The organism is uncultured Tenacibaculum sp. (assembly GCF_947498805.1).
Lineage (GTDB): Bacteria > Bacteroidota > Bacteroidia > Flavobacteriales > Flavobacteriaceae > Polaribacter.
In genome coordinates this window covers 376,162-401,492 of sequence record NZ_CANMLT010000004.1, presented here as the reverse complement: position 1 = coordinate 401,492, position 25,331 = coordinate 376,162, and the positions used below count along the sequence as shown (strand labels likewise).

Genomic DNA, 25,331 nt, shown 5'->3' with positions numbered 1-25,331 from the left:
AGAAAATGATTCCTTACTTTATTTATAATTAGTAAAAGGCACCAGTGTTGATATTCATACCAACACTAGTATCTTTTTAATTCTTAGTTATTACTATAACTTATTTTATCAGAATCATTATCATTTCCAATAAATACCTGTCCTCCTGAAGTAGATTTAATTGTTACTTTCAACGGCCTTTCTCCACTTGAACTAGCTGGTGAAATAAATGTTGCCTTTATTCCTATTCTAGAAAAAGTATTTCCTTTAAATATTCCTCCATTACCTGAATAAACAAACTTGTGAAGTCCTCCTTCCAACTTATACGTCCAATCAGTATTAAATACTGTATTTCCATTTAGTGTCGTAAGTGTATCATCAAAAGTAAACTCGAAGTTTGAACTATCTGAAATTCTAATTTCTACTTCACTAATACCATTAGAATCAAAACCATTTCCTTCGCCAACAAAAACTACAAAATCAATCTCACCTTCTTTCCCTACAACGTTGGTCTCTCCTGAAATTATAGAAACCGTATAATCTGGTGGTGTGAATTTTCGAACAAGAATAATTACTGTTGCCTGATCACATGCTTGAGGGGTTCCGTCATCACAAACTTGATATACAAAACTATCTTGCCCAGCAAATCCTGCATTTGGTTGATAATCGAAAGATCCATCTGCATTTAAAGTTAAAGTACCATTACTAACATTACTCACTGGTGTTGTATTCACTGTTTGCATATCTCCTTCTGGATCAAAATCGTTATCCAATACATTTCCTGTTACATTGTTATTAGCCTTATCAGCAACTGTATCGAAGGCATCATCATTAGCAACTGTAATATTTCCGGTATCTGTATTAACTTTAATTTCTACCGTTGCAGTATCACATAATGGTGTTGGACTTGCATCATCACATATTTGATATGTAAATGTATCCGTGCCAGTAAACCCTGCATTCGGTACATAAGTAAAAGTTCCATCAGCATTTAAGGTTAAGGTACCATTACTAACATTAGTAACTGGTGTTGTATTTACTGTTAATGGATCTCCATCAGGATCATAATCATTACTAGCTACATTTCCTGTTACCGTTGTTCCTTCTTCTGTTATTGCTGTATCTGCATTCGCTATTGGTGCATTATTTGAAGAAGTTGTATCTGGTAATACTTCTATAAACACCTCTCCTTGATCACAAGCTTGTGGTGTTCCGTTATCACACACTTCATATATAAAACTATCTTCTCCTGTAAATCCTGCATCTGGTATATAAGTATAGCTACCATCTGAATTTAAAGTTATCGTACCATTGCTAACATTAGTTACTGGAGTTGTATTTACAGTTTGAGTATCTCCTTCTGGATCATAATCGTTTGTTAATACATTTCCTGTTAATGTTGTCCCTTCATTAGTATTTGCTATATCATTGATTGCAACTGTAGTATTTGCCAATCCTCCAACAGTAATAATTACCGTTCCTTCATCACAAGCCTGTGGTGTTCCGTTATCACATACTTGATAAACGAAACTATCAGTTCCTGTAAATCCGGCATTTGGCACATATGTAAAGGTTCCATTTGCATTTAAGGTTAAGGTACCATTGTTAACATTCGTTACTGGTGTTGTGTTTACCGTTTGCGTATCTCCTTCTGGATCTGAATCATTGGTTAATACATTCCCTGTATTTAAAGTTGCTCCTGCAGTTGTAGTATATGCATCGTCATTAGCTACAGTAATATTTCCTGTATCTGTATTAACCTTAATTTCAACCGTTGCAGTATCACATAATGGTGTTGGACTTGCATCATCACATACTTGATATGTAAATATATCTGTTCCTGTAAATCCGGCATTTGGCACATAAGTAAATGTACCGTCCGTATTTAAGGTTAAGGTACCATTACTAACATTACTTACCGGAGTTGTGTTTACTGTTAATGGATCTCCATCAGGATCATAATCATTGCTGACAACATTTCCTGCTACAGTTGTTCCTTCTTCTGTGGTAACTGTATCTGCATTGGCTATTGGAGCTTCGTTTGCAACTGTACCATCAGGTAGTATCTCTAAAAACACTTCTCCTTGATCACAGGCTTGCGGATTTCCATTGTCGCATACTTCATAAACAAAACTGTCTTGTCCTACATATCCAGCATTTGGTGCGTAAGTATAACTTCCATCTCCATTTAAGGTTAAGGTACCGTTACTAACGTTAGTTATTGGCGTCGTATTTACAGTCTGCATATCTCCTTCTGGATCGTAATCATTTGTCAATACATTCCCACTTACAGCATTTCCTATATAGGTATTGTTTATATCATTAATTGCAACAGTAGTATTTGCCAATCCACCGACAGTAATAATGGTTGTTCCTTCATCACATGCTTGAGGTGTTCCATTATCACATACTTGATAGACAAAACTGTCAGTTCCAGTAAATCCAGTATTTGGTGCATATGTAAAACTACCATTTGGATTTAAGGTTAAGGTACCATTACTAACATTACTCACAGGAGTAGTATTTACTGTTTGTGTATCTCCTTCTGGATCTGAATCATTATCTAACACATTCCCCATGTTTAATGTTACGTCTGGCGTTGTAGTATATGCATCATCGTTCGCTACAGTAATATTTCCTGTATCCGCATTAACTTTAATTTCCGCCGTTGCAATATCACATAACGGTATTGGACTTGCATCATCACATACTTCATAAGTAAAGGTATCAGTTCCTGCAAACCCTGCATTTGGCACATAAGTAAAGGTACCATCAGTATTCAAGGTTAATGTACCATTACCAACATTAGTTACTGGAGTAATATTTACCGTTAATGGATCTCCATCAGGATCGTAATCATTACTAACAACATTGCCTACTACAGTTGTTCCTTCTTCTGTGGTAACTGTATCTGCATTAGCAATTGGAGCTTCGTTTGCAACTGTTCCGTTCGGCAGTACTTCTATAAAAACTACTCCCTCATCACAAGAGGCAGGACTCACATCGTCACATACCTCGTAAGTAAAACTATCTTGTCCTACATATCCAGCATTTGGTGTATATGTATAACTTCCATCAGCATTTAAGATCAAAGTACCGTTACTAACATCATTCACTGGAGTAGTATTCACGGTTTGTGTATCATCTTCCGGATCGTAATCGTTTGTTAATACATTTCCACTAATTGCTTCATCTACATAAGTATTGTTAATATCATTTATAGCAACAGTTGTATTGGTTGTCCATGTAAAAAATGAAGCACTCCCTTCTGCATTTGTATTAGCTCCTAAGGCAAATACGTTTGCATTAAATCCATTGTTGACTTGAGATGAACTAGAGTTTTGAATAACCTTAATTGGAAAAGTGAACTTAATATTTGCATCTGCAGTTATACTTACATTGGTTTGTGCGAATGTTAAAATTCTCGTAGTAGCATCATAACTTATAGTAAACAATGCGCTCAAATCAGCACCTGAATCAACATCTGTAATCGTAATATCCCCTAATGAAGTAATTCCGTTTTGTAAATCAATATAGTCTCCCATATCGACCGATATTGTGACATTCGATAAGAATCCAAAAACAGGTGATGTAACTGGAGTCCCAGATGTTTCCTGCAATCTAAATTCAGCCAATCCTGTACCATTCGCTTGAACTGAAGGTAAAGGTGCTGGTGAAATTAATGCATCAGTTAAATTTACGGATTGACTATATCCAAAATAAACGACGCTTAATAACATTATAAATAATGTAATTTTTTTCTTCATAAATAATAAGATTTTAGTTGTTGTTTGAGTTGTAGTTTTTTAAAAGTGACACTGACATTTACATGAGGAAACTGACAGCTGCTACTCTGTCAAAAACATCAGTGTGCACTTAGCATTTAATAAATTAATTCTACATTAGACATCATAATGATGATCATGCTTAACATTTTTAATACTTCTAGCAGTTCTTTTTTTAGTTAATATTTACATCCCCTTGTTTTTGCATCTTAAACACAGTTCAAAAATCAGGGATAACTAAGAAAAATACACAACTTTTGCTACAGCTTAACTACTTCACTTTTGATTATTAAATAGATTAATCTACAGCAATAACACTCAACATAAAGTTTATCTAATTATTTAAGGAAACAACAACTTATTCTTCAGTTTCAAAATGAAGTTAAGTCTCATTCAAAAACATCCTTTTGCATTACTTTTAATGCACATTCGTTTTAAAAAAATTGTCAATCTATAAATCTTATTCCTATTTTTAGTGCAGGCGTAAAAAGTACTTAAATACTATTTATTGAATAAATCTCTGCTTTAGAATACATACATAGCTAGTCTATTCTAAAGAATATTTAACTAAAAAAAGGGGCGTCAAAACCAACAACCAGACTCCCTCCAAAATCTGTCATCAATTTATCAACCCCTTGCCCCGCTCCTAGTCTTCACCATCATACTGTTAAACTATCACCTTATGTATTCTACTCTCCAAAAACACACTTGTATAATAGTTTCTAATACTACATAAAACTTTAATCGATTAATAAAGCTAACTACTACCCTATCCTTAAATAATCTGAAGTAAGTGTTTCACATACGTATTATTGATTTTTTATAAAGACTAAGAACTTCTTTTGTGAAAAATTTTATTACTTCAAAAATCTAAATTATCTCTAGGAAAGAGGTGTTTTCGCCTACTATTAAACTACACACAAAAGTGTTTTTTAGTAGAACAAACTACTGCAACTTGTTTTTTAACAAGATTTACCTGACTATTCTCTAAAAAACCTCAAATAATACTTTAGTTGTATTTATTACTCTTCATCTCTTTTGGTTATTAAACACCAAGTTAGTTGAGGGTTATACAATAAGAAAAGGGACTAAAAATATTTTTTAGTCCCTTACCATATAATTATAATAAAAGTTAATTGTTTAATACAAATAGTACTATTTAAGAAATACTTAAGAGATACTCCTTTAAATTAACATCCTCTGCTAATTTCATTTTCTTTTTAATTCTATATCTTGAAGATTGTACCGTACGAGGATCTATATGCAAAACATTTGCTATTTCCTTTGTTTGCATATGTAGCTTTATAAAAATACAATGTCTAAGTTCTGCATCAGATAAAGAAGGGTGCAATTCATTTAACTTATCTAAGTATCCTGAATGAACTATATTAAAATATTTTTTGAAATTTTCCCAATCCTCTCTAGAATCAATATTATAGTTAATACTATATACGAGTTTGTTTAATTCTTTTTTAAGAGCATCAATATTATCTTCTTTTAAATTACTTTCAAGATCGTTTTTTACTACTTTTAAAAACTGTTTGTTATTTAAAGAGTTTAAAGAAATGTTCATCATTTCAGAATCTTTGATTTGATTTCTATTTTTTAATGTATTTTGAAGCTCTATAAGTTTTATACTCTTTAACCTATTCTTTTTCCAAACTTGATATAGCGTAACAATAACCAATAAAAAGAACAATAAGGCTATAAATAAAAGTAATTTATAATTCTCTCCTTCTTTTTTTAACCTTTCTTGTTGTGAAATTTTTGTTACCAACTCTTGTTTATAGCCGAGATCTTTTAGTTTTAAATCTAGATAGAGGTTTTTAATTGTTTTTTCCTTTTTTAAAACTTTCAGCTTACTAGCATCTTTATACCCTACAAATTGTAAATCAAAAAATAAATCTGGTGATTCTTCATGGCCTTGGTGTACAGAAGCACTCAAAATATTCTCACCTTCTTTAAAATCTTCTGGTGACATATAGATAGAATGTTTAAACTTTTGATAGTTATTGATGACCCTACTATTTGCAAAAGTTTTGTGGACAATTTTTCCAGAGGGCATGTCCTCTCTAAAAATTTCACGTCCATTAAGATATAACATAATTCCATCATCTTTTTGAAGTTCTATTAAGAAAACAACAAACTCGTAAGGATTTTCAACATAAAATGTTTTAGTAAAATAGGCCGTAATAATCTTATTGTATTCATCCTCCCCATAATTAAGAATTGTATTAATAGAATCTAAGCCGTATCCTAATGGCCCCTTGCCTTTTTTCCAAAATGAAGTAATACTATCTAAAACTTGCCAACCTTTTTCTGGCGCTTCTTTTTTAGAATAGTACTTCCATTCAGAACCAAATTCTACAATTTTTTTTTGACTAAAAACAATTGTATTTGTTAAAAAAAATATGATAAAAATATTTCTACGATTAAAAAAGAAAGTTTTCATTATTTGAAGGTTTAGGATTAGGTATTCAAAGTATAGCCCACTAATTAAAAAAGCTTCATTAAGTACTCTTTTAAATCAACATTTTCTTCTAACCCCATTTTCTTTTTAATTCTATATCTGGATGACTGAACGGAGCGCGGATCTATATGCAAAATATTTGCTATTTCCTTTGTTTGCATATGTAACTTTATAAAAATACAATGTCTTAATTCTATATTGGTGAGTATTGGATGTAGCTCACTTAGTTTATCTACATATCCAGAATGAACAACATCGAAATGTTTTTTTAAATTTTCCCAATCCTCGCTAGAATTACTATTAAAATTAATATTACTAATAATCCTATTCATTTCTTTTCGAATTGTACTTGCATTAGCATGTTTTAGATTATCCTCAATATCTTTTTTAATTGATTTTAAAAATTGTTGATTACTCAAAGCACCTAAAGAAATGTTCATCATTTCCGCTCCTTTTATTTGATATTGATTTCTTAATGCCATATTTGATTGAGCTATTCTTATTCTTTTTTCTTTGTATGTATGAACAACTTGTAGTAAGACAATGATGGAAATACCAACAAGAATTAATGCAACCCAGAAATACATTTTGTAAATGTCATTTTTCTGCGTTAAAAGTGCTTGCTTTAAATTTATGTTTTCTATTTCTTGTTGATGCTCCAGTTGTTTTAATTTGGAATCTAGATACAAATTTTTAATAGTCCTTTCCTTTTCTAAAACGCGAAGCATTTTCACATCATAATGTCCAATAAGCTGTAAATCGAACGATAAATCTGAAGAAGTTTTACTTGCCTGATGCACCGACGCACTCAATATATTTTCTCCTTGATTAATATCTTCAGGAGTTATAAAAGCTGTATGCAAATATTCTTCTTGTTCCATTGCGATTAACCTAGAAGACTTAGTTACATGATCAATTTCTCCCAAAGGCATATCCACTCTAAAAATCTCACGCCCGTTTAAATACAGCACAACTCCATCATCCTTTAAAACTTTAACTTGGTACACTATACACTCAAAAGGATCTTCAACATGAAAACTTTTTGTGAAATAGTATGTTAGTATTTTATTAGAATCATCATCTCCATGATTTATAATTGTTCTTGTTTCTGAATTTCCATATCCGAGTACCGCTTCTCCTGTTTTCCAACCAGAAGTTATGTTATGTGAGTTTTCCCACCCCTTCGGAGGAGCTGCCTTTTTACTATAATATTTCCACTTTTCTTCAAGTCCAATAATTCTTTTTTGAGAAACTTCTCCTTCACTACCCAATTGTTTTAAAATAGCTTCTAAATAAGGATTTTTACGAACTCTTTCTTTTTCCGACTCAGGGAGTAGTTTTAAATCATTATACCCTGTAAATTCTAGATCAAATATTAAATCTGGTGAATATTTAGACGCTTGATGTACTGTAGCACTCAATATATTTTCTCCCTGCCGAACGGGAATGTCTCTTGGATATAAAAACGTTGGATCCAAAGAATCAAATTTATCTGGAGCATCCCTATAAGATTTTGTGGTATGTCCTATTTCCCCTAAAGGCATATTAACTCTAAAAATCTCATGACCGTTTAAATACAATACCAACCCGTCGTCTTTTCTTGTTTTTAAAAGATATACAATATGTTCCGAGGGATCTTCAACATAAAAAGTAGTTGTGAAATATGCTGTAATAATTTTATTCTTTTCATCACCCCCATAACTTAAAACTGTTTCTAAATCGGGTTCTCCATATCCTATCGGGGTTTTTCCTTTTTCCCATGAAGAAGTTGCACTTTTTAGACTTTCCCATCCTTTTATAGGAGCTTCTCTTTGAGAATAATACTTCCACTCTTTTCCAAATTCAATAATTTTTGTTTGAGAAAAAGTATTAAAACATAAAAAATAACAAATGAGAAGTAGACAATAATTAGGTTTAAAACAAATAAGGTTCATAAGGTACAATCTAAGGGTATGAAAATTCAATTGTATTTTCATAGTATTCATAAAATGCTTAAAACAAACAAAGTATGACCGGGGAATTCCCTTTTAATATACATAAAAAAAACTTTTAAGAAATACCTATTAAATATTCCTTTAAGTTCACTTCCTCCTCTAACCCCATTTTCTTTTTAATTCTATATCTAGAAGATTGTACTGAACGCGGATCAATATGCAACACATTGGCAATTTCTTTTGTTTGCATATGCAATTTTATAAATATGCAATGTCTTAACTCAATATCAGTTAATGATGGATGTAACTCATTTAACTTATCTACATATCCAGAATGTACTACATTAAAATGCTTTTTCAAGTTCTCCCAATCTTCTGTTGAGTCGATATTGTAATTAATATTATTGATAATCTTATTAATTTCCTTCTTGGTAACCGCAAGGCTATTTTCTTTTAGATTGTTTTCTAAATCTTTCTTTATAACTTTTAACAACTGCTTATTATTTAATGAACTCAATGAAACATTTATCATCTCAGCTCCCTTCATTTGATTTTGATCTTTTAGGGAAATATTGGTTTTAATCAGCTCTACATTCTTTGCTCTATAAATTTTCCAAACTTGGTTTAATCCAAGAATAGAAGTCAAAAGTAAAACGAGTGCAACAGATAGATATACCTTATAACTATTGTTTTTTTGTTTTAATAGTTCTTGTTCAAAAGTTATTCTCTCTATTTCCTGTTTATGCCCGAAATCCTTAAGTTTTAAACCAAGATGTAAATCTTTGATTGTTCTTTCTTTTTTTAAAAATCTAAGCATCCCCACATCATTAGTTCCAATTAATTCTAGGTTAAAGATTAGATCTTCTGATCTCTTTTCTCCTTGGTGAACAGAAGCACTTATTATATTTTCACCAGTATGTAAATCTTCAGGAGATAAAAACAAGGTATGTAAGAATTTCTCTTGTTCACCAGAAACTACCAATCTTGAAGCTCTGGTTGTATGAGTTATTTCACCCGAAGGCATATCTTTTCTATAAATTTCACGACCATTGAGGTACAGAACTACACCATCATCTTTTTCAATTTTTATTTGATATAATACAAACTGAAAAGGATCGGTAATTCTAATAGATTTTGTAAAATAGGCAGTTATAATTTTACTATCAATATCATCTCCATAATTAATAACTGTTTTAATAGCGTTATCTCCATATCCTAAACCAGCCTGTCCTTTTTTCCATGATGAAGTAATTCTATTCGAGTTTTCCCACCCCTTTTCAGGTGCATCTTTTTGATCATAATACTTCCATTCATCTCCAAATTTAATAAACTTTGTCTGAGAGAATAAAGCAATACTTATTGAGCTCAACAAAAATGTAAAAACACCATTTAGTTTAAAGTTATTTGAAATCATACGCTAAAAATTTAAGAGTGAAATAATTATGGATTTCTTATTTATAACAAAGTATTGCCCCTACGGTTTTAGTCCATAAAAAGGCAATACTTTATTTGTTATATATATTTTAAAATTCTTAAGTTTAATAACTTTAAAATTCCGAAAACCCCTCTTACAAAATTCCAATTACATTAGTAAAAAAAGGAAATAACAACTACGATTAAACTACATCATACTATCTATTTTTATAGAGCAAGCTACTACATATAGTATTCTAGCCTGATTTCCGTGCAATTATTAGGAATATTATAAATCGAAGTAAAAAATAAATTTGAGAAAAAAGAGCACCAAATTGATGCTCTTGTATAAGGTTTCTTTTACTTACAAGTTTATTTTTGGGAGAACTATTTATCTAATTCTGAAAAATATTAAAGCAGAATTCTTAAGTATAACTCTCGAATTCTGCTTCCTACAAATCAATTTAGTAAATATAAACAACTAAATTATTTTAAATACTTTTTGCTTAACTACTACTCTTTTGAACAATATCTAAAAACTCATTACGTTTTAAATCTTCTTCAAAACAGCCGCCATACTCAATTGTCGTAGTAAAACTGTTTTTATCTTTAATACCTCTAGAAGAAACACACAAATGTTTAGCACTAATCATTACAATAACATCTTCTGTTCCTAAAGCTTCTTGCAAATCTTTTAAAATTTGCAGAGACAATCTTTCTTGAACCTGTGGTCTATGAGAATAATAATCGACCAATCTATTTATTTTCGAAAGTCCAACAACCTTATCTTTTGGAATGTATGCTATATGGGCATATCCTGTAATTGGCAAGAAGTGATGTTCACAAGCCGAATCGATGGTAATGTTTTGTTCAATCAACATCTTTTTGTAACCATACTTATTCTCAAAGGTTGACAATTTTGGCTTATTCTTAGGATTTAACCCATAAAAAAGCTCTTTTACGTACATTTTTGCAAAACGATATGGTGTTCCGGATAAACTATCATCTGAAAGATCTAACCCTAATTCTTTCATTATTTTACCAAAATGATATTGGATATTCTCTATTTTTTTATCATCCGTTTTATCAAAAGCATCTGGTCGTAACGGTGTTTGTATATTAGAAGAGATATGGTTGTCTCCAATAGTTTCTATTTGTTCCTTATTCATCATGTGTACAGCATTTATCAGTTTTACATTGACAGTAATTCAAATTATAAATATGTAATATTATCAATGCCAAAGCTGGAATGTATATTGCATATTCTGGTAAGGAAACTTGATTAAACTTTTCATTAATTACAATTAAGCAAAGTGCAATCCAATTTCCCCAAAGTAATGGTTTTATAAATACACTAGTTGTTGTTTGTGTAGTTCGGTAAATAGCAAAAAATGAAACACCAATAAACAAATAATCAATACTTTGCCACCATCCTGGAGTACTTTTACATCCTCCTATAGAACAACTTTGTGCTATAAATAATAAAGGAGTAGCAATGCAATGTAATAAACACAAAGTACTAGCAAATGCACCAAATACATCTGGTTTAGTTAAAGATAATTTCATTTTCTACTTATATTAACGCAACTAAGTTGCAAATATAAATATTCTATTTGTTATTGCAACTTCGTTGTAATAAATTTGTAGTATGGGAATAATTAGAAAAACACAGTCGGTCGAAACATTATTAAACGAATTTCAAAAAAGTTCTGAAGCTATTTCTGCTATAGAACTTATTGAACGACTTAACTCGAAAATGAATAAAACAACTATTTATCGTGTTTTAGATAGATTAGAAGATGATGGTATTTTACATTCTTTTTTAGGCACCAACGGTATTAAATGGTATGCAAAATGCAATAATTGTTCAAAAACTGAGCATACCGATAAACATCCACACTTTCAATGTGTAGATTGTGGAAAGGTAGATTGTTTACCTTTCCACGTAAAGATTCCTACAATTCCTAATCGAAAAATACTTTTTTCTCAAATATTAATTCAAGGTAGATGCGAACTGTGTTCAAGTTAATAGTGCTCACTGTATTTACTTTAGCTAAGTATCTTTTGTGCAGATTTATCTCGTAAACTTTTACCTATACTAACAAAGAAAATAGTACCACTAACCAAAAGAATTACTACAATACTGAACCAAATATCATTTGTAATTCTATTTTTATAAGTAAACCTTGGAAGTTCTTGATAATTTTTCATGGTAAACTTTTGCTGTTTAAATAACATAGGCACCAAATAGCTTCTCCATTCATCTGAAAACTCGAATACTTGTTTTTTAAAATCATTATAATGCATTTCAGAAGTACCTGCAACTTTATTTAGTGACTGCTGCATTAATATAGCAGGAGATAAAAACTCAAAAACATTTATCAATTCTCGCTGCTTTTTTAACTGTCTATCGTATTGAGCTAATAAAGGTTTTGTTTTTTCTTCCATTACTTTTTCTGAAGCAAAATAATTATGCCAAAAACCAAATTTCTCTTTATCACTTTCTTGTGCTAACTCTGGATGATTTCTCAAATACTCGTTCATTATTTTGTTTTGCTTCTCTTCATTCTCTTTCTTAATTAAACGAATTTCATTAATCATTTTTAAACGAGATGGAGTTGGGTATAAAGTACTTCCTAATTGATTAATTGTTGCTGGCAATACCAATACTATTAGTAACCAAAATCCAATTAAGGCCAATGCATTCTTTGAGGAATTATTTAATTTTATATTTACAATACATGATAATACAAACCAAAACAATATATAACCAGAAACCACCAATACCACGCTAATAAGATTTGCTACATCACCAAAAGCATCATTAGAAAAAATAGCCAACGCACTTAAAAAGGTCAATACTATAATTCCAGTAAAAATGAGATATCGAATTGCCATTTTTTGTAACACCCAATTGATTGTTGCGATAGGTTGTGCTGACAGCAAACGTAGAGTCCCTAATTCTTTTTCCTTCGATAATACATTAAATGTAAAAGCAATAATTAATAAAGGTAAAATGTAGATAATTACAAATGCTATATCAAAACTTCCAAACAATAATTGCACTGGATTTACCATTTCTGAATAATCTAAAGCAAAGTTATTTCCATGTACCGTTGGACTTTTAAAATGTGTATACATATCACTCTGCCCTGTAGCCAAAAAGGAAAGCTTTTCTGGTTTCATAATTGCTAAACGAGGGTATCGATATCCAATGGTCATGGGTTCCGATGGCAATCTCCAATGAGGTCCTTCTACTTTTTCTCCTTTTTCTATTTTTCCTAAAGTCGCTACCATTGCACTGTCCTTTTTCTGCAACTCCTTTTGCATTTTTGCAATGTCACTTAACCTCTTTTCTACATTTTTTTCTCCATTAAAGGTGGCAAATGCAAATAGTAAAGCAGTACTTGCCAATAAAACGATCAACCAATAACTTCTTACCAGTAGTTTTATTTCGTATTTTAAATTGTTCTTAAACATGATTTATATTTTTTTTGAAGCTCCTATCAAAACAATAAATGGAAGTACTAACCAAAGCCCTAAGAACATCAGATTTTCCTTACTCTCCATTAAAATATTTGAAAGTGTTGGTGGTGTAAAACTAAACTTTGGAAGCTCTTTAAACTTTTTGGCTTCCATTTTATAACCCCAGTCTCCAAGTTTCGAATTATCTTTTATATCGTTATTTAAAAATGCCTGTTTTTTGATACGATATAATTCTGCTGCTTTCGTAAATTTCCAATGTAAATTATCACTGGTATTTGCTATATCCATTGATAAAAAACGTACTGAAATAAAAGGTGATAAAAACGCTAATTTCTTATATATGTCATTTTGCTGAATTGCAATATCATTTAAAATAGCATAATGCTTTTCATAAATCTTAGCCTCATGCTCTTCTCCTTTTTGCATTCGATACCCTGCATAGTTAAAAGGCAATTGACTAATACTATCTACTCCATATTCTTTTAAAGTTTTTTCTTCTAGTTCCTTGGCTGCTTTGTTCCACGGATTATGACCGTCTAACCCATTCTTTTTATCTGATGCAATTCGTGCATTAAATTCTGACTTAGATGGATATGGATGATTTTCATTTGCGAAATTGATTGCCACTTTTGGCAAAATGAAACTAAACAAAATCCAAACAACCAAACTACTTACTAAAGACATTCCAGAAGATTTACTTCGCATAGAAATCAATACTGTAAGCGTTGTAATTACTAAATAATAAAGAATGTATATTACAAAAAGTGTTAGTAAATTATTCCAACTGAAAAAGGCTAAACCGTCTACATTTGAAAGTACAATTCCGAGTAATAAAAATACAATAAGAGTTAATCCAAATATTGGAATAAAAACCGCGAACCATTTTCCTAACACCAGTTTTACTGGATGTACTCCTTGACTTTTTAATAGTCTAAAAGTTTGATGCTCTATCTCTTTGGTATAGGAATTATACCCAATTAAAATGATTATTAATGGGAATAAATAAATCAACACAAAATTAATAGATAAGGTACCAAAACGGGCTAAACTTGTTTGATCACTGGCTTCACTAAATGAAGCTTCATTTCTACTATGGGCTTCTAAAAAAATAGAGTTTCCAGTATACTTCGTTACACCATAATCAAATAATGATAATGCAAACAATGGTTTAAACGCATACGTTCCATAATGTGCTGCTGAATGAGGATTTTTTGCTCCTTGCGTTTCCCAAATAGAACGTTCTTTCCCTACTGAAGCTAAATATTGTTCGTTATTTTTTTGATATTGATTAACTCCAGTTATCGTTGCAATTATTAATAATACAAATGCAATACCAATAACTATTTTAAAGCGACCATCTCTTGCTAATTCTTTCAGCTCTTTAAAAATTACATGAACCATCTTAACTCACATTTTTAAAGTTCATAATATCAAGATAGATGGTCTCTAACTCTTTTAATGAAAGATCAGCTGTTTTTGAATGGTTTTCTAAAACACCAGATCGCATAATTCCGATATGAGTACTTACTTCTTTAGCTCTAAACAAATCATGCGTTGCCATTAAAATAGCTACGCCATCATTCTTCATTTTTGTCAGCAATTCCATAAATTCATTGCTCGATTTTGGATCTAACCCAGAAGTTGGTTCGTCTAATAACAATACTTTAGATTCTTTTGCAATAGCCAATGCTATTCCTACTTTTTGACGCATTCCTTTTGAAAAAGTTTTTACACGTTTACGATGTGCTTCTTCCTGTAATCCAGCTTCGTTTAGATATAACTGTAATTCTGAAGTATCAAATTTCTTTCCAGATAATTTGGTGAAATAATCAAGGTTTTCAATAGCCGTTAATGTTGGATATAACATTAAATTTTCAGGTATATAGGTCAAAAACTCTTTAGTTTTAATAGGGTTTTTCACAACATCTAAACCATTTATTGTTGCTGTTCCAAAGCTCGGATTTGTAAAATTCAACAGCATATTAATCGTTGTAGACTTTCCTGCCCCATTGGCTCCTAAAAGACATAATATTTCACCTTCTTTTACATTAAACGACATATCGTTTACAGCCGTAAAGTCACCAAATTTTTTGGTAATATTTTGTATAGTTATCATAACTATAGTTTTATAAATTATTAGATAATATTATACGCACATATCCATCGAGAAACTCATTGTTTCTGATGGGCGTCCGTATTTAAAAAAATGTATTGGCAAAGTGATTAAACCACAGGAGGTGGTCTACCAAAAAGAGAGTTGACAATATGTTTCTTTATAAAAACATAAGAATACTTATCTGCGAAATGTTGATTAAAACGATGTAAAGTTACTTCTTCTGAAACATTTGATTCATCAATTAAAATATAGGTTTTATCTGTCTTTTCAACATATTCACAAATATCACAATCTTCATAAGCTTCGAAATCGCTATGTGTAGAAGTATGCAAATCAACAAACTTTATTCCGATAAAAAGTATCAGATAAAGTAGGGCGATATGTTTCTTAAAACCTTTCAACGAGAAAAAATATACAACAATATTACTAAAAATATCTAGCTCAAAATCCTAAGAGAGTATTAATATTTTTATTTAGATTATATTAACAAAAGTAAAAGCAGGGTAAAACCCTACTCCTACTTGTTTCAATATTCTTATTACTAGTATTTCAATTAAATCCCAAATCGTTCGTTTAGGGCATTTTTAATCCTTTCCAAACCTTCTAAAATATAATGCTTTCGCTCACCGATACCTATTCTAAAATGTTTGTCCATACCATACACATCACCTGCTAAAATAAACACACTTTTCTCAGTACGAAGCCACTCTGCTAGATCAGTAGAATTAATATCGAAATTGTATTTAATAAATAACATTCCTCCTCCTTTAGGATCTACATATTCAAACATATCGCCATATTGATCTAGCCATTCTTTTACTGCTACTAAGTTTTCATTTAACATGGTTCTATTTCTATGTAAAATCTCTTTTCTTTTTTCTGGTTGTAAAGCTATTTCACCAATATAATGACTCATAATTCCTGCGGTAATTGAAGTATAGTCATGATATGCCCAAGTATCTGCTATTAAGTTTTCGGGACCAATAATCCAACCCAATCGTAAACCTGGTAAAGCGTAAGCTTTTGACAAACCTCCATTCACCATTACTTTATCATACATTCCTATAAAACTTTCAATCGTTTTTCCATTCAATTCTGCTCCTCTATATACCTCATCACAATAAATCCATGCATCTACGCTTTTTGCTATTTCAACAATTGCTAACATTTCTTCATTGGTAAGTGTATATCCAGTAGGATTGTTAGGATTACACAAGGCTATCATTTTAGTATTAGGTGTAACCAAAGACTTTAGCTCTTCTAAATCTGGCGCCCAATTGTTTTCTACTTTTAAATGAAATGCTTTTAAACTACATCCCATTTCTTCTGCTATTCCCCAAATCTGCATGTAATTTGGTACCATCATCACTACTTCATCACCTGCTTCTAAAAGTGTATGACAAGCTATAAAGTTTGCTTCTGAAGACCCATTTGTTACCAAAACATTCTCTTCATTAACTCCGTTATAAATGGCACTTATTCGTTTTCTTAAAGGAATAGATCCATTTGTTTGACCATATCCTAAAACGGTGTTTGTAAGACCTTCTATTTGGTCTTTATTTAATAATTCATTTAATGTATATGGGTGAAATCCACTTTCTGTAAGATTATAATCTACCGTATTTTCAAAAAGAGATTGTACTCTTTCTAATTCAAAAATTGGAATATTCATGTTTTGTTATGTTTAATTGTTAGTGTTATTATTTCTTTTCTCTTTCTAAGGTTTTTAAATAATCCTCATAAACAGCTTTAGCAATCATTAAATCTTGTACTGCTACTCCTGTAAGATCAACCACAGAAATTTGTTCTTCATTGGTGCGGCACATCTTTTCGTTTTGCAATGCTTCTCCTAATTCAACTACCTTATCTGGAGTTAATACCTTTGCTTTCATTGCTTGGTAAATTTCTCCTCTGCTTTTACTTTGTGCAATACTATCAGCTACTACAATAGCAGCTTTGCTAAATATTTCGGTATCTAATTCTTGTTTCTCAGGAGTATCTGATCCTACGGCAGTAATATGAGTTCCTTTTCTAATATCTTCTACTTTTAAAAGCGGAATTTCAGAAGGTGTCGTTGTTATAATTACATTACATCTACGAGCTACTTCTTTTGTATTTTCAGCTATCTGAATATTAAAATCTCCTTTGAACTCTTCTTTAAACTTTTCTGCTCCTTTTCGATTTTTGTTCCAAATCCAAACCTCTTTACAAGGTGTATGTTTTTGCATCAACTGAAGTTGTAATCTTGCTTGAATACCCGCTCCAATAATTCCAACAGCCTCTATTTTTTTAGGTGCGAAATACTTAGCTACTAAAGCTCCTGCTCCTGCCGTTCTTATATTGGTTAAATAACCATCATCTAACAAAACAGCTTTTGTTTCACCAGTTTTTTGACTAGAAAGCATCATCATTCCTTGGCTTGACGAAAGCCCTAATTTTGTATTGCCATAAAAACCGGATGCTACTTTAATTACAAAATAGTCTTCACCTTTTATATAACCGTATTTAATATGTGTTTCTCCTTTGGGGTTGTCGAATAGCAACTCTGCTACTGGGGGGATTACAGCTTTCCCATTGCTATAAGCCTTAAATCCATCTTCCATTGCAGAAACTACATCTAACCCTTTAGCAATCCTCTCTATTTTAGATTTATCAATTACTACTGTCATTTTTTATTAATAATTTCGGTTAATAGTGTATCGTTTATTTTACTCCCTGTAAGTACTAACACTACATTTTTTCCTTGATATTTTTTTGAATTCATAATAGCCGCCACAGGAAGTGCTGAAGTTGGTTCTATGATCGTATCGTACTGCTGTATAAAATATGTCAATGCTTCTTTGATTGCTTCTTCTTCTATTATTTCATAGTGCTCAACATATTTTTTACAAATATCAAAAGTGATTGCTCCTTCTTCTATACCTCCTGCGGATGCATCAGAAATTGTTTTTAAAGAACTCGGTTCTACAATCGTATTTGCCTTTACAGACTCATACATTTCTGCTGCATTTTTGGGCTGGCAACCAATTACACTTACTTGTTCTTCTTGGAAGTACAAACTTATACCAGAAACCAAACCACCTCCTCCAACAGGAACCAGAACACAATCAACTTCTGGTAGTTGTTTTTGAATTTCTTTTGCTAAAGTTCCTTGTCCCTTTATTACCTCAATATCATTATACGGATGAATTAAAATGGCATTGCTTTCTTTTGCGAATTCAGTAGCCTTTTTTTCTGCTAAACTACTATTCATTCCAAAAATTTCTTTTTTAATCCTGTATTTTTTTAACGCTTTCATTTTAGCTACACTAATAGTAAGCGGTAAAAAGAGCGTTCCATCAAAACCAAATTTTTCTGAAGCATAACCAAAAGCAGCCGCATGATTTCCTGTAGAAGCAGCAACAAATGGTCTATTAAAATCTCTTGTATCAATACTTAAAACTTTGCTTAACATGCCTCTAATTTTAAAAGAACCTGTTACCTGCATCTGTTCCATTTTTAAATACACCTTAGCTCCAGAAATTTTGCTTAATTCCTCAGCATATATTAAAGGGGTTTCTATAATATAAGAACGTATTTTCTCATAGGTTTCATGGATGTTTTTTTGAGAAATCATTTCTTAACAGGGTTTGGAAAATTCTTATCTATTGCCTCAATAGAAGATTGAATTAATAGGAAAGTTTTCTTAAAAAATGTTGGATGAATTCGTTCAAAATCATCGGTATGATGATGATATCCAGGATGATCTTCTTCTCCAAAAGAAATATTTGGAATTCCAGCATGTAAAAATGCCGAGTTATCAGAAGAATCCATCCAATAATCTTTCGTGGTATCCGAAGGGTCATCATGACCAAACGAAACTTTTAAGCTACTCTTTGCAGCTACTTTTTGAAGTAGGGGCTTGAATTGTGGAAATTGATGCGTTCCTGAAATATAAATTTCATTCTTCGGATTTCGACTAATCATATCCATATTCACATTAAATTTAATTTGATCTAATGGAACTGGAGGTGATTTTACAAAATTGATGGATCCATGTAACCCTAATTCTTCAGCGTCAAAAGCTGCAAAAATAATCGAATGTTCAGGAGTATTCTTTTTAAAATATTTTGCTAACATTATTATCGCCGCAGTACCTGAAGCATTATCATCGGCTCCATTATAAACAACCCCATCAACAACTCCTAGATGATCATAATGTGCTCCTACTACCAAATATGTATCTGGATATGTTTTTCCTTTTACATACCCTACAAGGTTCACTGCTTTTCTTTCTTTACCTGTTTTCCTTTCTTTAAAAGTAAACGGTATATCAAAGCTATTGTTAAAACTTTGGAGCCCTATTTCTTTAAAATAGTTGCGAATAAAATCTTGTGCTTTTTGATTTTTACCTGTTCCTCTTCCTTCAAAAGCATCAGAAGCTAAAGTTTGTTGAATGGTTAACAATTCATTTGGCTTAGTAGTTTGGGTAACCACTTTATACTTTGTTATCTCTTCAGGTGTCATCCAATGAATATTACTAGCAGGGGCAGCCTCCAAGGTATACCAATAGAATTCTGAAGGAATATTCATCTCTTCGTAATACTTTAAGTACTTTTTATGTTCTTCATGATCTTTCGGATAATCTAGTGCTTCTTTATCCATACCAGCCCAAGAATGCACTCCTAACTTTGCGGTTGCATGTGCTGCTCTTTCTTTTCCCGCTAAAAACATATCAGTACCTCCAGAAGCTACCATTCCTTGTTCTGGAATATAGGTATTGATATTTCTTTTTCTAATTTCTCTTGAAGCTAAAAGATTTACTTCGTCATCTACAGAACCTGGAACCTCAACCATTCTAAGTGTAGTTACCTGTGGGTTTTCATCCAGGGCTTCTTTAATATCGCCAAGAGTTCCTCCATAAATAACTCCCTTCATATACAAGGTATCTTTAGAAGTTTTATTTTCAGGAAAATAAAAAGCTGCAGCCTGTTCTCCCTCTAAATTCAAGGCCATTTTCTGAGTTGCTCTAAAAGCAAAAAGAATTTGAGGGTTAAATACTACGATTCCTACTATTATTAAAAGTAGAATCCCAATAACAATAAACGTTTTTTTCATGTGAAATGATTTTAAATTAAAAAACAATTTTTGTCATTGAGGGGTACAAAAAAAATCTCCATACACCTTCAATAACATTGATTAAGGTATACGGAGATTTTCCGCAAGAGATTCACTTATTTTCCCAATTTTCTTCCTTAATGATAGAAAATAAGCAAACAGCTTAAAATCAAACTGTTTTGTCTCCTCCACTTCAAAAGTACTAATTTTTTAATACCACACCAAAAACTAATTTTACAATTAAACAGCACTTACTCCTCAAAATAACTAAAAATCAATCCATTATAAAACAAGAAAGAAGATGAACTACGGTTCATCTTCTTTCTTGTTTTAACTATATATTGTCTTCTTATCTTCTACTTCTAACCTCTCTAGATCTTGAGGTATTTCCTCTTGATCTATTACTTGAGCGTGTACTTCTGCTTGTTCTCGAATTAGATCTTGACGAAGTACCACTACTTTTATATCTACTATTTTGAGTTCTTTTTACTGAACCTGTAGAACGACCACTAGAGTGTCTTCTTGTATTATTATTGGTTTGAGCACTTCTCGTAGTTCTATTATAACTTCTTTTAGATCTATTATGATTTGACGCTCTATTATTTGACCTTCTCGTTACTTCGTTTCTATTGCTACCTCTTGTTGTTGGTACTCTTCTTGAAATACTATTATTAGTCCCTCTATCTCTAGAAACTGTTCTGGTACTCCTTGTTGATGCAGAACGAGATCTGTTTACATCATAACTCCTGTTATTTCTCACTACTCTTGAGTTTCCTCTATTATTTTGACGGTAGTTGCGATCATTTCTATTATACATCGTTCTTCTATGATCTTTTGACCTATAATTCACGCTTCTAGCACTGGCAACTCTACGTCCTCTATTAAAATTTCGTACGCTATGCCCTGGTCTGTAATAATTACGATTTCTATAAGATCTACCATAATATCCATCATAATAGTTATTTCTATATACTCCATATGAATACCTATATGGTGCATAAAATCTTCTATACGGACGGTCCCAAACGACACATCTATTTACTACAGGAACTGCAAAATATCTATGAAATGGTCTGTATACATAATACCTGTTAAAACTATTTATATATCCCGTGCAGTTTAAAAAGCTACCATAACTGTTATAATTAACATACAATCCTCCTACACGAGCTACACGCCCCCAACGATTGTAACGTATAAATACATCTCCAGCTTGTACTATTCTCCCATAGTGATCATAAAAAATTGGAGTGTCTTCAATTTGCACAACAGCACCATAGTCATCATACTGTACAAACGGATCATAGTTAAACCCTGAGTTAAAACTTATATTTACCCCTGGAGCATTGAAATTAACATTTACACCATTTCTTCGACCATTTAAATAAAAATCGAATTGTCCATCTGGATACACCGCGAACTCTACTCCTCCTTCAGAAAAAATAAATGATTCGCCGTAATTATAATAGCGTGCATTTGCATGCGTACTTGCTTCTGACGCATTCATCGTAAATGAGCTTAGTAAAAGTCCGGTAAGTAGTAAAACAAAATTTTTCATACGATCTGATTTTAAGGTCTATCATTTTTTTGATATACAGTTTATTATAACCAAGTAACGTGCCAAAATTTAAAAACACTAAAAATCATAAATAATGTGACTATAGGGACATTGAACATCCAAACAAGATAAAATAGATTGAAGGGGTCTGTTGGTAGCTTAAAAAATTTGTAAATAAAAAAAGCCCTACTCTTAAACTAGAGTAGGTGCTTTTCTTTTTTCCCCTAAAATTCAATCATTATTATAATTGACACTACAAATAACCTCATAAATACTCAATCTATAAAATAGCTTCCATAGAAAAAATTTATTTTTAAATAAGTAAAAACTACTCCCTTAAAACCTTGAGGATTCTACTGAAAAAAACAGGGTTATTTACTTAAACATTTCATAATCTTAAACAAAAAACTAAAGGCTTCCTTATTATTACCTAAATACTCTTTCCTATATTTAAGCCCCCGAAAAAACTAAATAATATTTTCAATTTGTTAAATGAGAACAAAAATTGCTACGTTAAAACAATACATTAATTTTTCAAATTTTTGGGTTAAAAATGGACTTATACTCGTGTTGATTTCTATTATCTTAAACCACCTATTTGATCCTAAAAATTTTCCATTTAATAAAGATTATGAGTTTCCTTTATTTCCAATTACAGTTTCAATCATTGGAGGAGGTTTAATGATTCTTATTGCTCGTTTTAATTTTGTATACTTTCAAAACAAATACTTTACAAAAAACATAAACACCGCATTACTTTTACGTTTCCTTTTTTCAACTTTAGGCTATATTACAATACTATACTTCTTTTTTTATTTCGGCCTCAATGGATTGATTAATGGAATTGAATCATATAGTATGTATCACTTGCTAACTGGACTTTCACTCTCTCTTCTTGTTTGTACTCTTGGAATTGCACTTTTATTCTCATCTGATATTTATAAGCTCCACAAACTTATTACTATAGAAGGTGCTCTTAAAGTTCAACAAGGAGGTAGTGTAACTATGATTAAATATACTGAGATTGCATTTATATATAGTGAAAACAAAATTGTATACATAACAAAAACAGATGGTACCTCTGTAATTACAGACTTTACCCTTAATGAAGTTGAAAATAAAGTTAGCAATCAAAGTTTCTATAGAGCCAATAGACAAACTATACTCCACCCTCGCTCAGTTGAACAAATAAAATCTATAGAAAACGGGAAATTATCAGTATTTCTCAAACCTACACTTTCTAATCAAAAAGCTTTTCAAATAACTATTAGCAGATATAAAAAACAAGAATTTATGAACTGGTTTAAAAGTAAGCTTTAAAAACAAATGATTATTCAGCTATTATTTTGATACCATTCAGTAAAAATGAACGGTATATCCTAGTTTCCTTAGCGTTATCCTAGTTACTTCGTTAAAAAATTTAAAAACGATAAAACATGAACAAACGCCTTTTAACCTCAAAATTAACACCAATAATTGCAATAACTCTTTGCTTCGTATTATACTTATCGGGGTATTTTCAAATGGTTTATGCCGCTATCATATTAGTAATAGCAAGTGCTGTAGAATATAAAAAGGAACTTTTTAACTCTTTAGGGTTTCAACATAAAAATTTCAACGTAAAAAACCTTCTAATTATCGCCCCATTATTAGGTACCGCTATCTTTTTGTTTTACTATTATGTTATGCTTCCAAGTGTTACCTATCTTACAGGACAACCTATAGACCTCTCTGTTCTCAAAACATATACTAACAGCTTGCCTTCAACACTGAGTTTACTTGCACTTATTTGGGTTTCAGCAGCATTTGGAGAAGAAATTGTATTTAGAGGATACTTAATGAGGCAGTTTACCAAATTTTTTGGCTCAAGTAAAATTAGCCTTGTAATCAACATACTACTTTTAGGATTTATTTTTGGCTGGATACATGCATATCAAGGAATAAGTGGACAAATTTTAGCAGGTATCACCGGGATGTTGTTAGCCATTATTTTTCATATTCGAAAAAGTGACTTGTGGTTTAATATTGCAGTACATGGATTTGTAGACACGGTTGCATTGATATTTATATATTTTAATTAATAATCAATCTAAAACAATTAAAGCAAGGTAAAATCTTGCTTTAATTACTATTTACTATTGATTTAACATTCTTTTATTATTTATATTTACAACAAAGCCATTAATACATCTAAAACCACCGTCTTAATTTGATTGTATGAAATTGTTTTACTCAATTATGATATGAGACAATTAATTGGACATAAGAATATGACACGAAAAGAGTTTATTAAAATTTGTAGTTTACTGGGTATCAGTATCCCTTTACAACCCCTACTTGCTAAATCATATCAGACTGATTACAATCATATAACCTCAAATAAATTTGAGGGAAAAGTACTCATTATAGGTGCAGGTGCAGCTGGATTAACCGCGGCATATAGGTTGTTTCAAAAAGGCATCGATTTTCAAATTTTAGAAGCTTCTTCAAGTTATGGTGGTAGAATGAAAACTGCCGTAGATTTTGTTGATTTTCCTATTCCCTTAGGAGCAGAATGGTTGCATGTTGAAAGAAGTATTTTTAGTAAAATCGTTAACAAACCTAACATAAATTTGGACTTTACAACAAAGTCATATACTTCAGAAGATTATAGTCTATACCTAGGAGAAGAAGTTAGTATGGAGGATATAGGTTTTGATATTGACCAGAAGTTTATTGGTTTTTCTTGGCTCGACTTCTTTAAAAAATACTTAATCCCATCTATAGAAGATACACTATTGTATAATCAGGTTGTTAAATCTATAAATTATACTACTGATAAAATTATAGTCAAAACATCAAAAGATATATTTACAGCGGATAAGGTTATTCTTACTACTCCAGTAAAAATGCTGAAAAATAATGCTATTGAGTTTACTCCGCAATTACCCGAAGATAAACGTAAAGCCATCAATAAGACTACCGTTTGGGATGGATTTAAAGCTTTTATAGAATTTTCAGAAAAATTTTACCCAACTGCTATTGGATTTAAAACTTCTCCAAGGAAACCTGGACAAAAAATGTATTATGATGCCTCTTATGGACAAAATTCTAAACGGCATGTTTTGGCGTTATTTACAGTGGGTTCAGGAACACTTCCTTATAAACAATTATCAGATTCTGAATTAATTAAATACATATTAAATGAACTTGATGAAATATTTGATGGTAAAGCTTCTTCAAACTATATAAAACATATTTCGCAAAACTGGAATAAAGAACCTTTTATTAATGGTGCCTATGTATATGACCATGAAAGTTGGAGAACAGTGAGAGAATTAGGAAAGTCGGTACACAATAAAATATTTTTTGCAGGGACAGCTTATACAGATGGGAGTGATTGGGGAAGTGTACATTCAGCAGCAAATTCAGCTATAAGAGCTGTAAATGAACTATTAGTTTAATAATAATTTTTCCGATACAAATACAAACTAAAAGAGAAGGAGCTACATAA

The 25,331-nt window shown here is 31.3% G+C and carries 19 protein-coding genes; 4 read left to right on the top strand and 15 right to left on the bottom strand.

All coding sequences use genetic code 11. The features are described 5' to 3' along the window. Positions 1 to 83 precede the first annotated feature (83 nt). The 6 genes from Q0873_RS10190 to Q0873_RS10165 all read right to left on the bottom strand — a co-directional run bounded on the left by Q0873_RS10190 (position 84) and on the right by Q0873_RS10165 (position 11,147). Positions 84 to 3,746: an Ig-like domain-containing protein gene (locus tag Q0873_RS10190; protein WP_299106782.1), complete on the bottom strand. Its 3,663-nt coding sequence runs from the start codon at positions 3,744 to 3,746 to the stop codon at positions 84 to 86. Between the two features lie 1,177 nt (positions 3,747 to 4,923). Beyond that, positions 4,924 to 6,216 (bottom strand): LuxR C-terminal-related transcriptional regulator, encoded by a 1,293-nt coding sequence (locus tag Q0873_RS10185; RefSeq protein WP_299106779.1) that lies wholly within the window; start codon positions 6,214 to 6,216, stop codon positions 4,924 to 4,926. A 44-nt stretch (positions 6,217 to 6,260) separates the two neighbouring features. Then, positions 6,261 to 8,168, bottom strand: coding sequence for a hypothetical protein (locus tag Q0873_RS10180; protein WP_299106777.1), 1,908 nt, complete (start codon positions 8,166 to 8,168; stop codon positions 6,261 to 6,263). Positions 8,169 to 8,283: 115 nt separating this feature from the next. Then, complete coding sequence (locus tag Q0873_RS10175; RefSeq protein WP_299106775.1) at positions 8,284 to 9,582, bottom strand: hypothetical protein; 1,299 nt, start codon at positions 9,580 to 9,582, stop codon at positions 8,284 to 8,286. Positions 9,583 to 10,087: 505 nt separating this feature from the next. Next, a complete protein-coding gene (gene folE, locus Q0873_RS10170; RefSeq protein WP_299106925.1) occupies positions 10,088 to 10,750 on the bottom strand; it encodes a GTP cyclohydrolase I FolE in 663 nt (220 codons plus the stop codon). Continuing rightward, positions 10,743 to 11,147, bottom strand: a complete 405-nt coding sequence (locus tag Q0873_RS10165) for a MerC domain-containing protein (protein WP_299106773.1) — start codon at positions 11,145 to 11,147, stop codon at positions 10,743 to 10,745. The genes folE and Q0873_RS10165 overlap by 8 nt, the downstream gene beginning before the upstream one ends. Positions 11,148 to 11,229: 82 nt before the next feature. Here Q0873_RS10165 and Q0873_RS10160 point away from each other — a divergent pair, with 82 nt between their 5' ends. Further along, complete coding sequence (locus Q0873_RS10160; RefSeq protein ID WP_299106771.1) at positions 11,230 to 11,610, top strand: transcriptional repressor; 381 nt, start codon at positions 11,230 to 11,232, stop codon at positions 11,608 to 11,610. A gap of 20 nt (positions 11,611 to 11,630) precedes the next feature. On the opposite strand, the gene Q0873_RS10155 is transcribed toward Q0873_RS10160, so the two are convergent. From Q0873_RS10155 to Q0873_RS10115, 9 genes are all read right to left on the bottom strand, one after another. After that, on the bottom strand, positions 11,631 to 13,061 hold the full coding sequence (locus tag Q0873_RS10155; protein WP_299106769.1) for a DUF3526 domain-containing protein: 1,431 nt from the start codon (positions 13,059 to 13,061) through the stop codon (positions 11,631 to 11,633). Between the two features lie 3 nt (positions 13,062 to 13,064). Next, positions 13,065 to 14,468 (bottom strand): DUF3526 domain-containing protein, encoded by a 1,404-nt coding sequence (locus tag Q0873_RS10150; RefSeq protein WP_299106767.1) that lies wholly within the window; start codon positions 14,466 to 14,468, stop codon positions 13,065 to 13,067. 1 nt (position 14,469) lies between these two features. Next, positions 14,470 to 15,183: an ABC transporter ATP-binding protein gene (locus Q0873_RS10145; protein ID WP_299106764.1), complete on the bottom strand. Its 714-nt coding sequence runs from the start codon at positions 15,181 to 15,183 to the stop codon at positions 14,470 to 14,472. Between the two features lie 107 nt (positions 15,184 to 15,290). Beyond that, positions 15,291 to 15,515, bottom strand: a complete 225-nt coding sequence (locus Q0873_RS10140; protein ID WP_299106762.1) for a hypothetical protein — start codon at positions 15,513 to 15,515, stop codon at positions 15,291 to 15,293. Between the two features lie 221 nt (positions 15,516 to 15,736). Beyond that, positions 15,737 to 16,855 (bottom strand): aminotransferase class I/II-fold pyridoxal phosphate-dependent enzyme, encoded by a 1,119-nt coding sequence (locus Q0873_RS10135; RefSeq protein WP_299106759.1) that lies wholly within the window; start codon positions 16,853 to 16,855, stop codon positions 15,737 to 15,739. A 28-nt stretch (positions 16,856 to 16,883) separates the two neighbouring features. Beyond that, a complete protein-coding gene (locus tag Q0873_RS10130) occupies positions 16,884 to 17,852 on the bottom strand; it encodes an NAD(P)-binding domain-containing protein (RefSeq protein ID WP_299106757.1) in 969 nt (322 codons plus the stop codon). Then, positions 17,849 to 18,799 (bottom strand): pyridoxal-phosphate dependent enzyme, encoded by a 951-nt coding sequence (locus Q0873_RS10125; protein WP_299106754.1) that lies wholly within the window; start codon positions 18,797 to 18,799, stop codon positions 17,849 to 17,851. Before Q0873_RS10125 ends, Q0873_RS10130 begins: the two co-directional genes overlap by 4 nt. Next, positions 18,796 to 20,280 (bottom strand): M28 family peptidase, encoded by a 1,485-nt coding sequence (locus Q0873_RS10120; protein WP_299106752.1) that lies wholly within the window; start codon positions 20,278 to 20,280, stop codon positions 18,796 to 18,798. The genes Q0873_RS10125 and Q0873_RS10120 overlap by 4 nt, the downstream gene beginning before the upstream one ends. A 349-nt stretch (positions 20,281 to 20,629) precedes the next feature. Further along, positions 20,630 to 21,838 (bottom strand): hypothetical protein, encoded by a 1,209-nt coding sequence (locus tag Q0873_RS10115; protein ID WP_299106750.1) that lies wholly within the window; start codon positions 21,836 to 21,838, stop codon positions 20,630 to 20,632. A gap of 492 nt (positions 21,839 to 22,330) precedes the next feature. On the opposite strand from Q0873_RS10115, the gene Q0873_RS10110 reads away from it, so the two are divergent. The 3 genes from Q0873_RS10110 (at position 22,331) to Q0873_RS10100 (ending at position 25,281) form a co-directional block, all read left to right on the top strand. Continuing rightward, positions 22,331 to 23,158 carry a LytTR family DNA-binding domain-containing protein gene (locus Q0873_RS10110; RefSeq protein ID WP_299106748.1) on the top strand — a complete coding sequence of 276 codons (828 nt, stop codon included), beginning with the start codon at positions 22,331 to 22,333 and terminating at the stop codon, positions 23,156 to 23,158. Between the two features lie 116 nt (positions 23,159 to 23,274). After that, positions 23,275 to 23,919: a CPBP family intramembrane glutamic endopeptidase gene (locus tag Q0873_RS10105; RefSeq protein ID WP_299106746.1), complete on the top strand. Its 645-nt coding sequence runs from the start codon at positions 23,275 to 23,277 to the stop codon at positions 23,917 to 23,919. 162 nt (positions 23,920 to 24,081) lie between these two features. Continuing rightward, positions 24,082 to 25,281, top strand: coding sequence for an NAD(P)/FAD-dependent oxidoreductase (locus Q0873_RS10100; RefSeq protein WP_299106744.1), 1,200 nt, complete (start codon positions 24,082 to 24,084; stop codon positions 25,279 to 25,281). Positions 25,282 to 25,331 lie beyond the last annotated feature (50 nt).

Bases quoted from the DNA above. Each gene is read 5' to 3' on its own strand.
- Q0873_RS10180 (WP_299106777.1), bottom strand. From the start codon at position 8,168: ATGAACCTTATTTGTTTTAAACCTAATTATTGTCTACTTCTCATTTGT.
- Q0873_RS10185 (WP_299106779.1), bottom strand. From the start codon at position 6,216: ATGAAAACTTTCTTTTTTAATCGTAGAAATATTTTTATCATATTTTTT.
- Q0873_RS10115 (WP_299106750.1), bottom strand. From the start codon at position 21,838: ATGAAAAATTTTGTTTTACTACTTACCGGACTTTTACTAAGCTCATTT.
- Q0873_RS10135 (WP_299106759.1), bottom strand. From the start codon at position 16,855: ATGAATATTCCAATTTTTGAATTAGAAAGAGTACAATCTCTTTTTGAA.
- folE (WP_299106925.1), bottom strand. From the start codon at position 10,750: ATGAATAAGGAACAAATAGAAACTATTGGAGACAACCATATCTCTTCT.
- Q0873_RS10165 (WP_299106773.1), bottom strand. From the start codon at position 11,147: ATGAAATTATCTTTAACTAAACCAGATGTATTTGGTGCATTTGCTAGT.
- Q0873_RS10175 (WP_299106775.1), bottom strand. From the start codon at position 9,582: ATGATTTCAAATAACTTTAAACTAAATGGTGTTTTTACATTTTTGTTG.
- Q0873_RS10105 (WP_299106746.1), top strand. From the start codon at position 23,275: ATGAACAAACGCCTTTTAACCTCAAAATTAACACCAATAATTGCAATA.
- Q0873_RS10125 (WP_299106754.1), bottom strand. From the start codon at position 18,799: ATGATTTCTCAAAAAAACATCCATGAAACCTATGAGAAAATACGTTCT.
- Q0873_RS10130 (WP_299106757.1), bottom strand. From the start codon at position 17,852: ATGACAGTAGTAATTGATAAATCTAAAATAGAGAGGATTGCTAAAGGG.
- Q0873_RS10110 (WP_299106748.1), top strand. From the start codon at position 22,331: ATGAGAACAAAAATTGCTACGTTAAAACAATACATTAATTTTTCAAAT.
- Q0873_RS10190 (WP_299106782.1), bottom strand. From the start codon at position 3,746: ATGAAGAAAAAAATTACATTATTTATAATGTTATTAAGCGTCGTTTAT.
- Q0873_RS10120 (WP_299106752.1), bottom strand. From the start codon at position 20,280: ATGAAAAAAACGTTTATTGTTATTGGGATTCTACTTTTAATAATAGTA.
- Q0873_RS10160 (WP_299106771.1), top strand. From the start codon at position 11,230: ATGGGAATAATTAGAAAAACACAGTCGGTCGAAACATTATTAAACGAA.
- Q0873_RS10155 (WP_299106769.1), bottom strand. From the start codon at position 13,061: ATGTTTAAGAACAATTTAAAATACGAAATAAAACTACTGGTAAGAAGT.
- Q0873_RS10145 (WP_299106764.1), bottom strand. From the start codon at position 15,183: ATGATAACTATACAAAATATTACCAAAAAATTTGGTGACTTTACGGCT.
- Q0873_RS10150 (WP_299106767.1), bottom strand. From the start codon at position 14,468: ATGGTTCATGTAATTTTTAAAGAGCTGAAAGAATTAGCAAGAGATGGT.
- Q0873_RS10100 (WP_299106744.1), top strand. From the start codon at position 24,082: ATGAGACAATTAATTGGACATAAGAATATGACACGAAAAGAGTTTATT.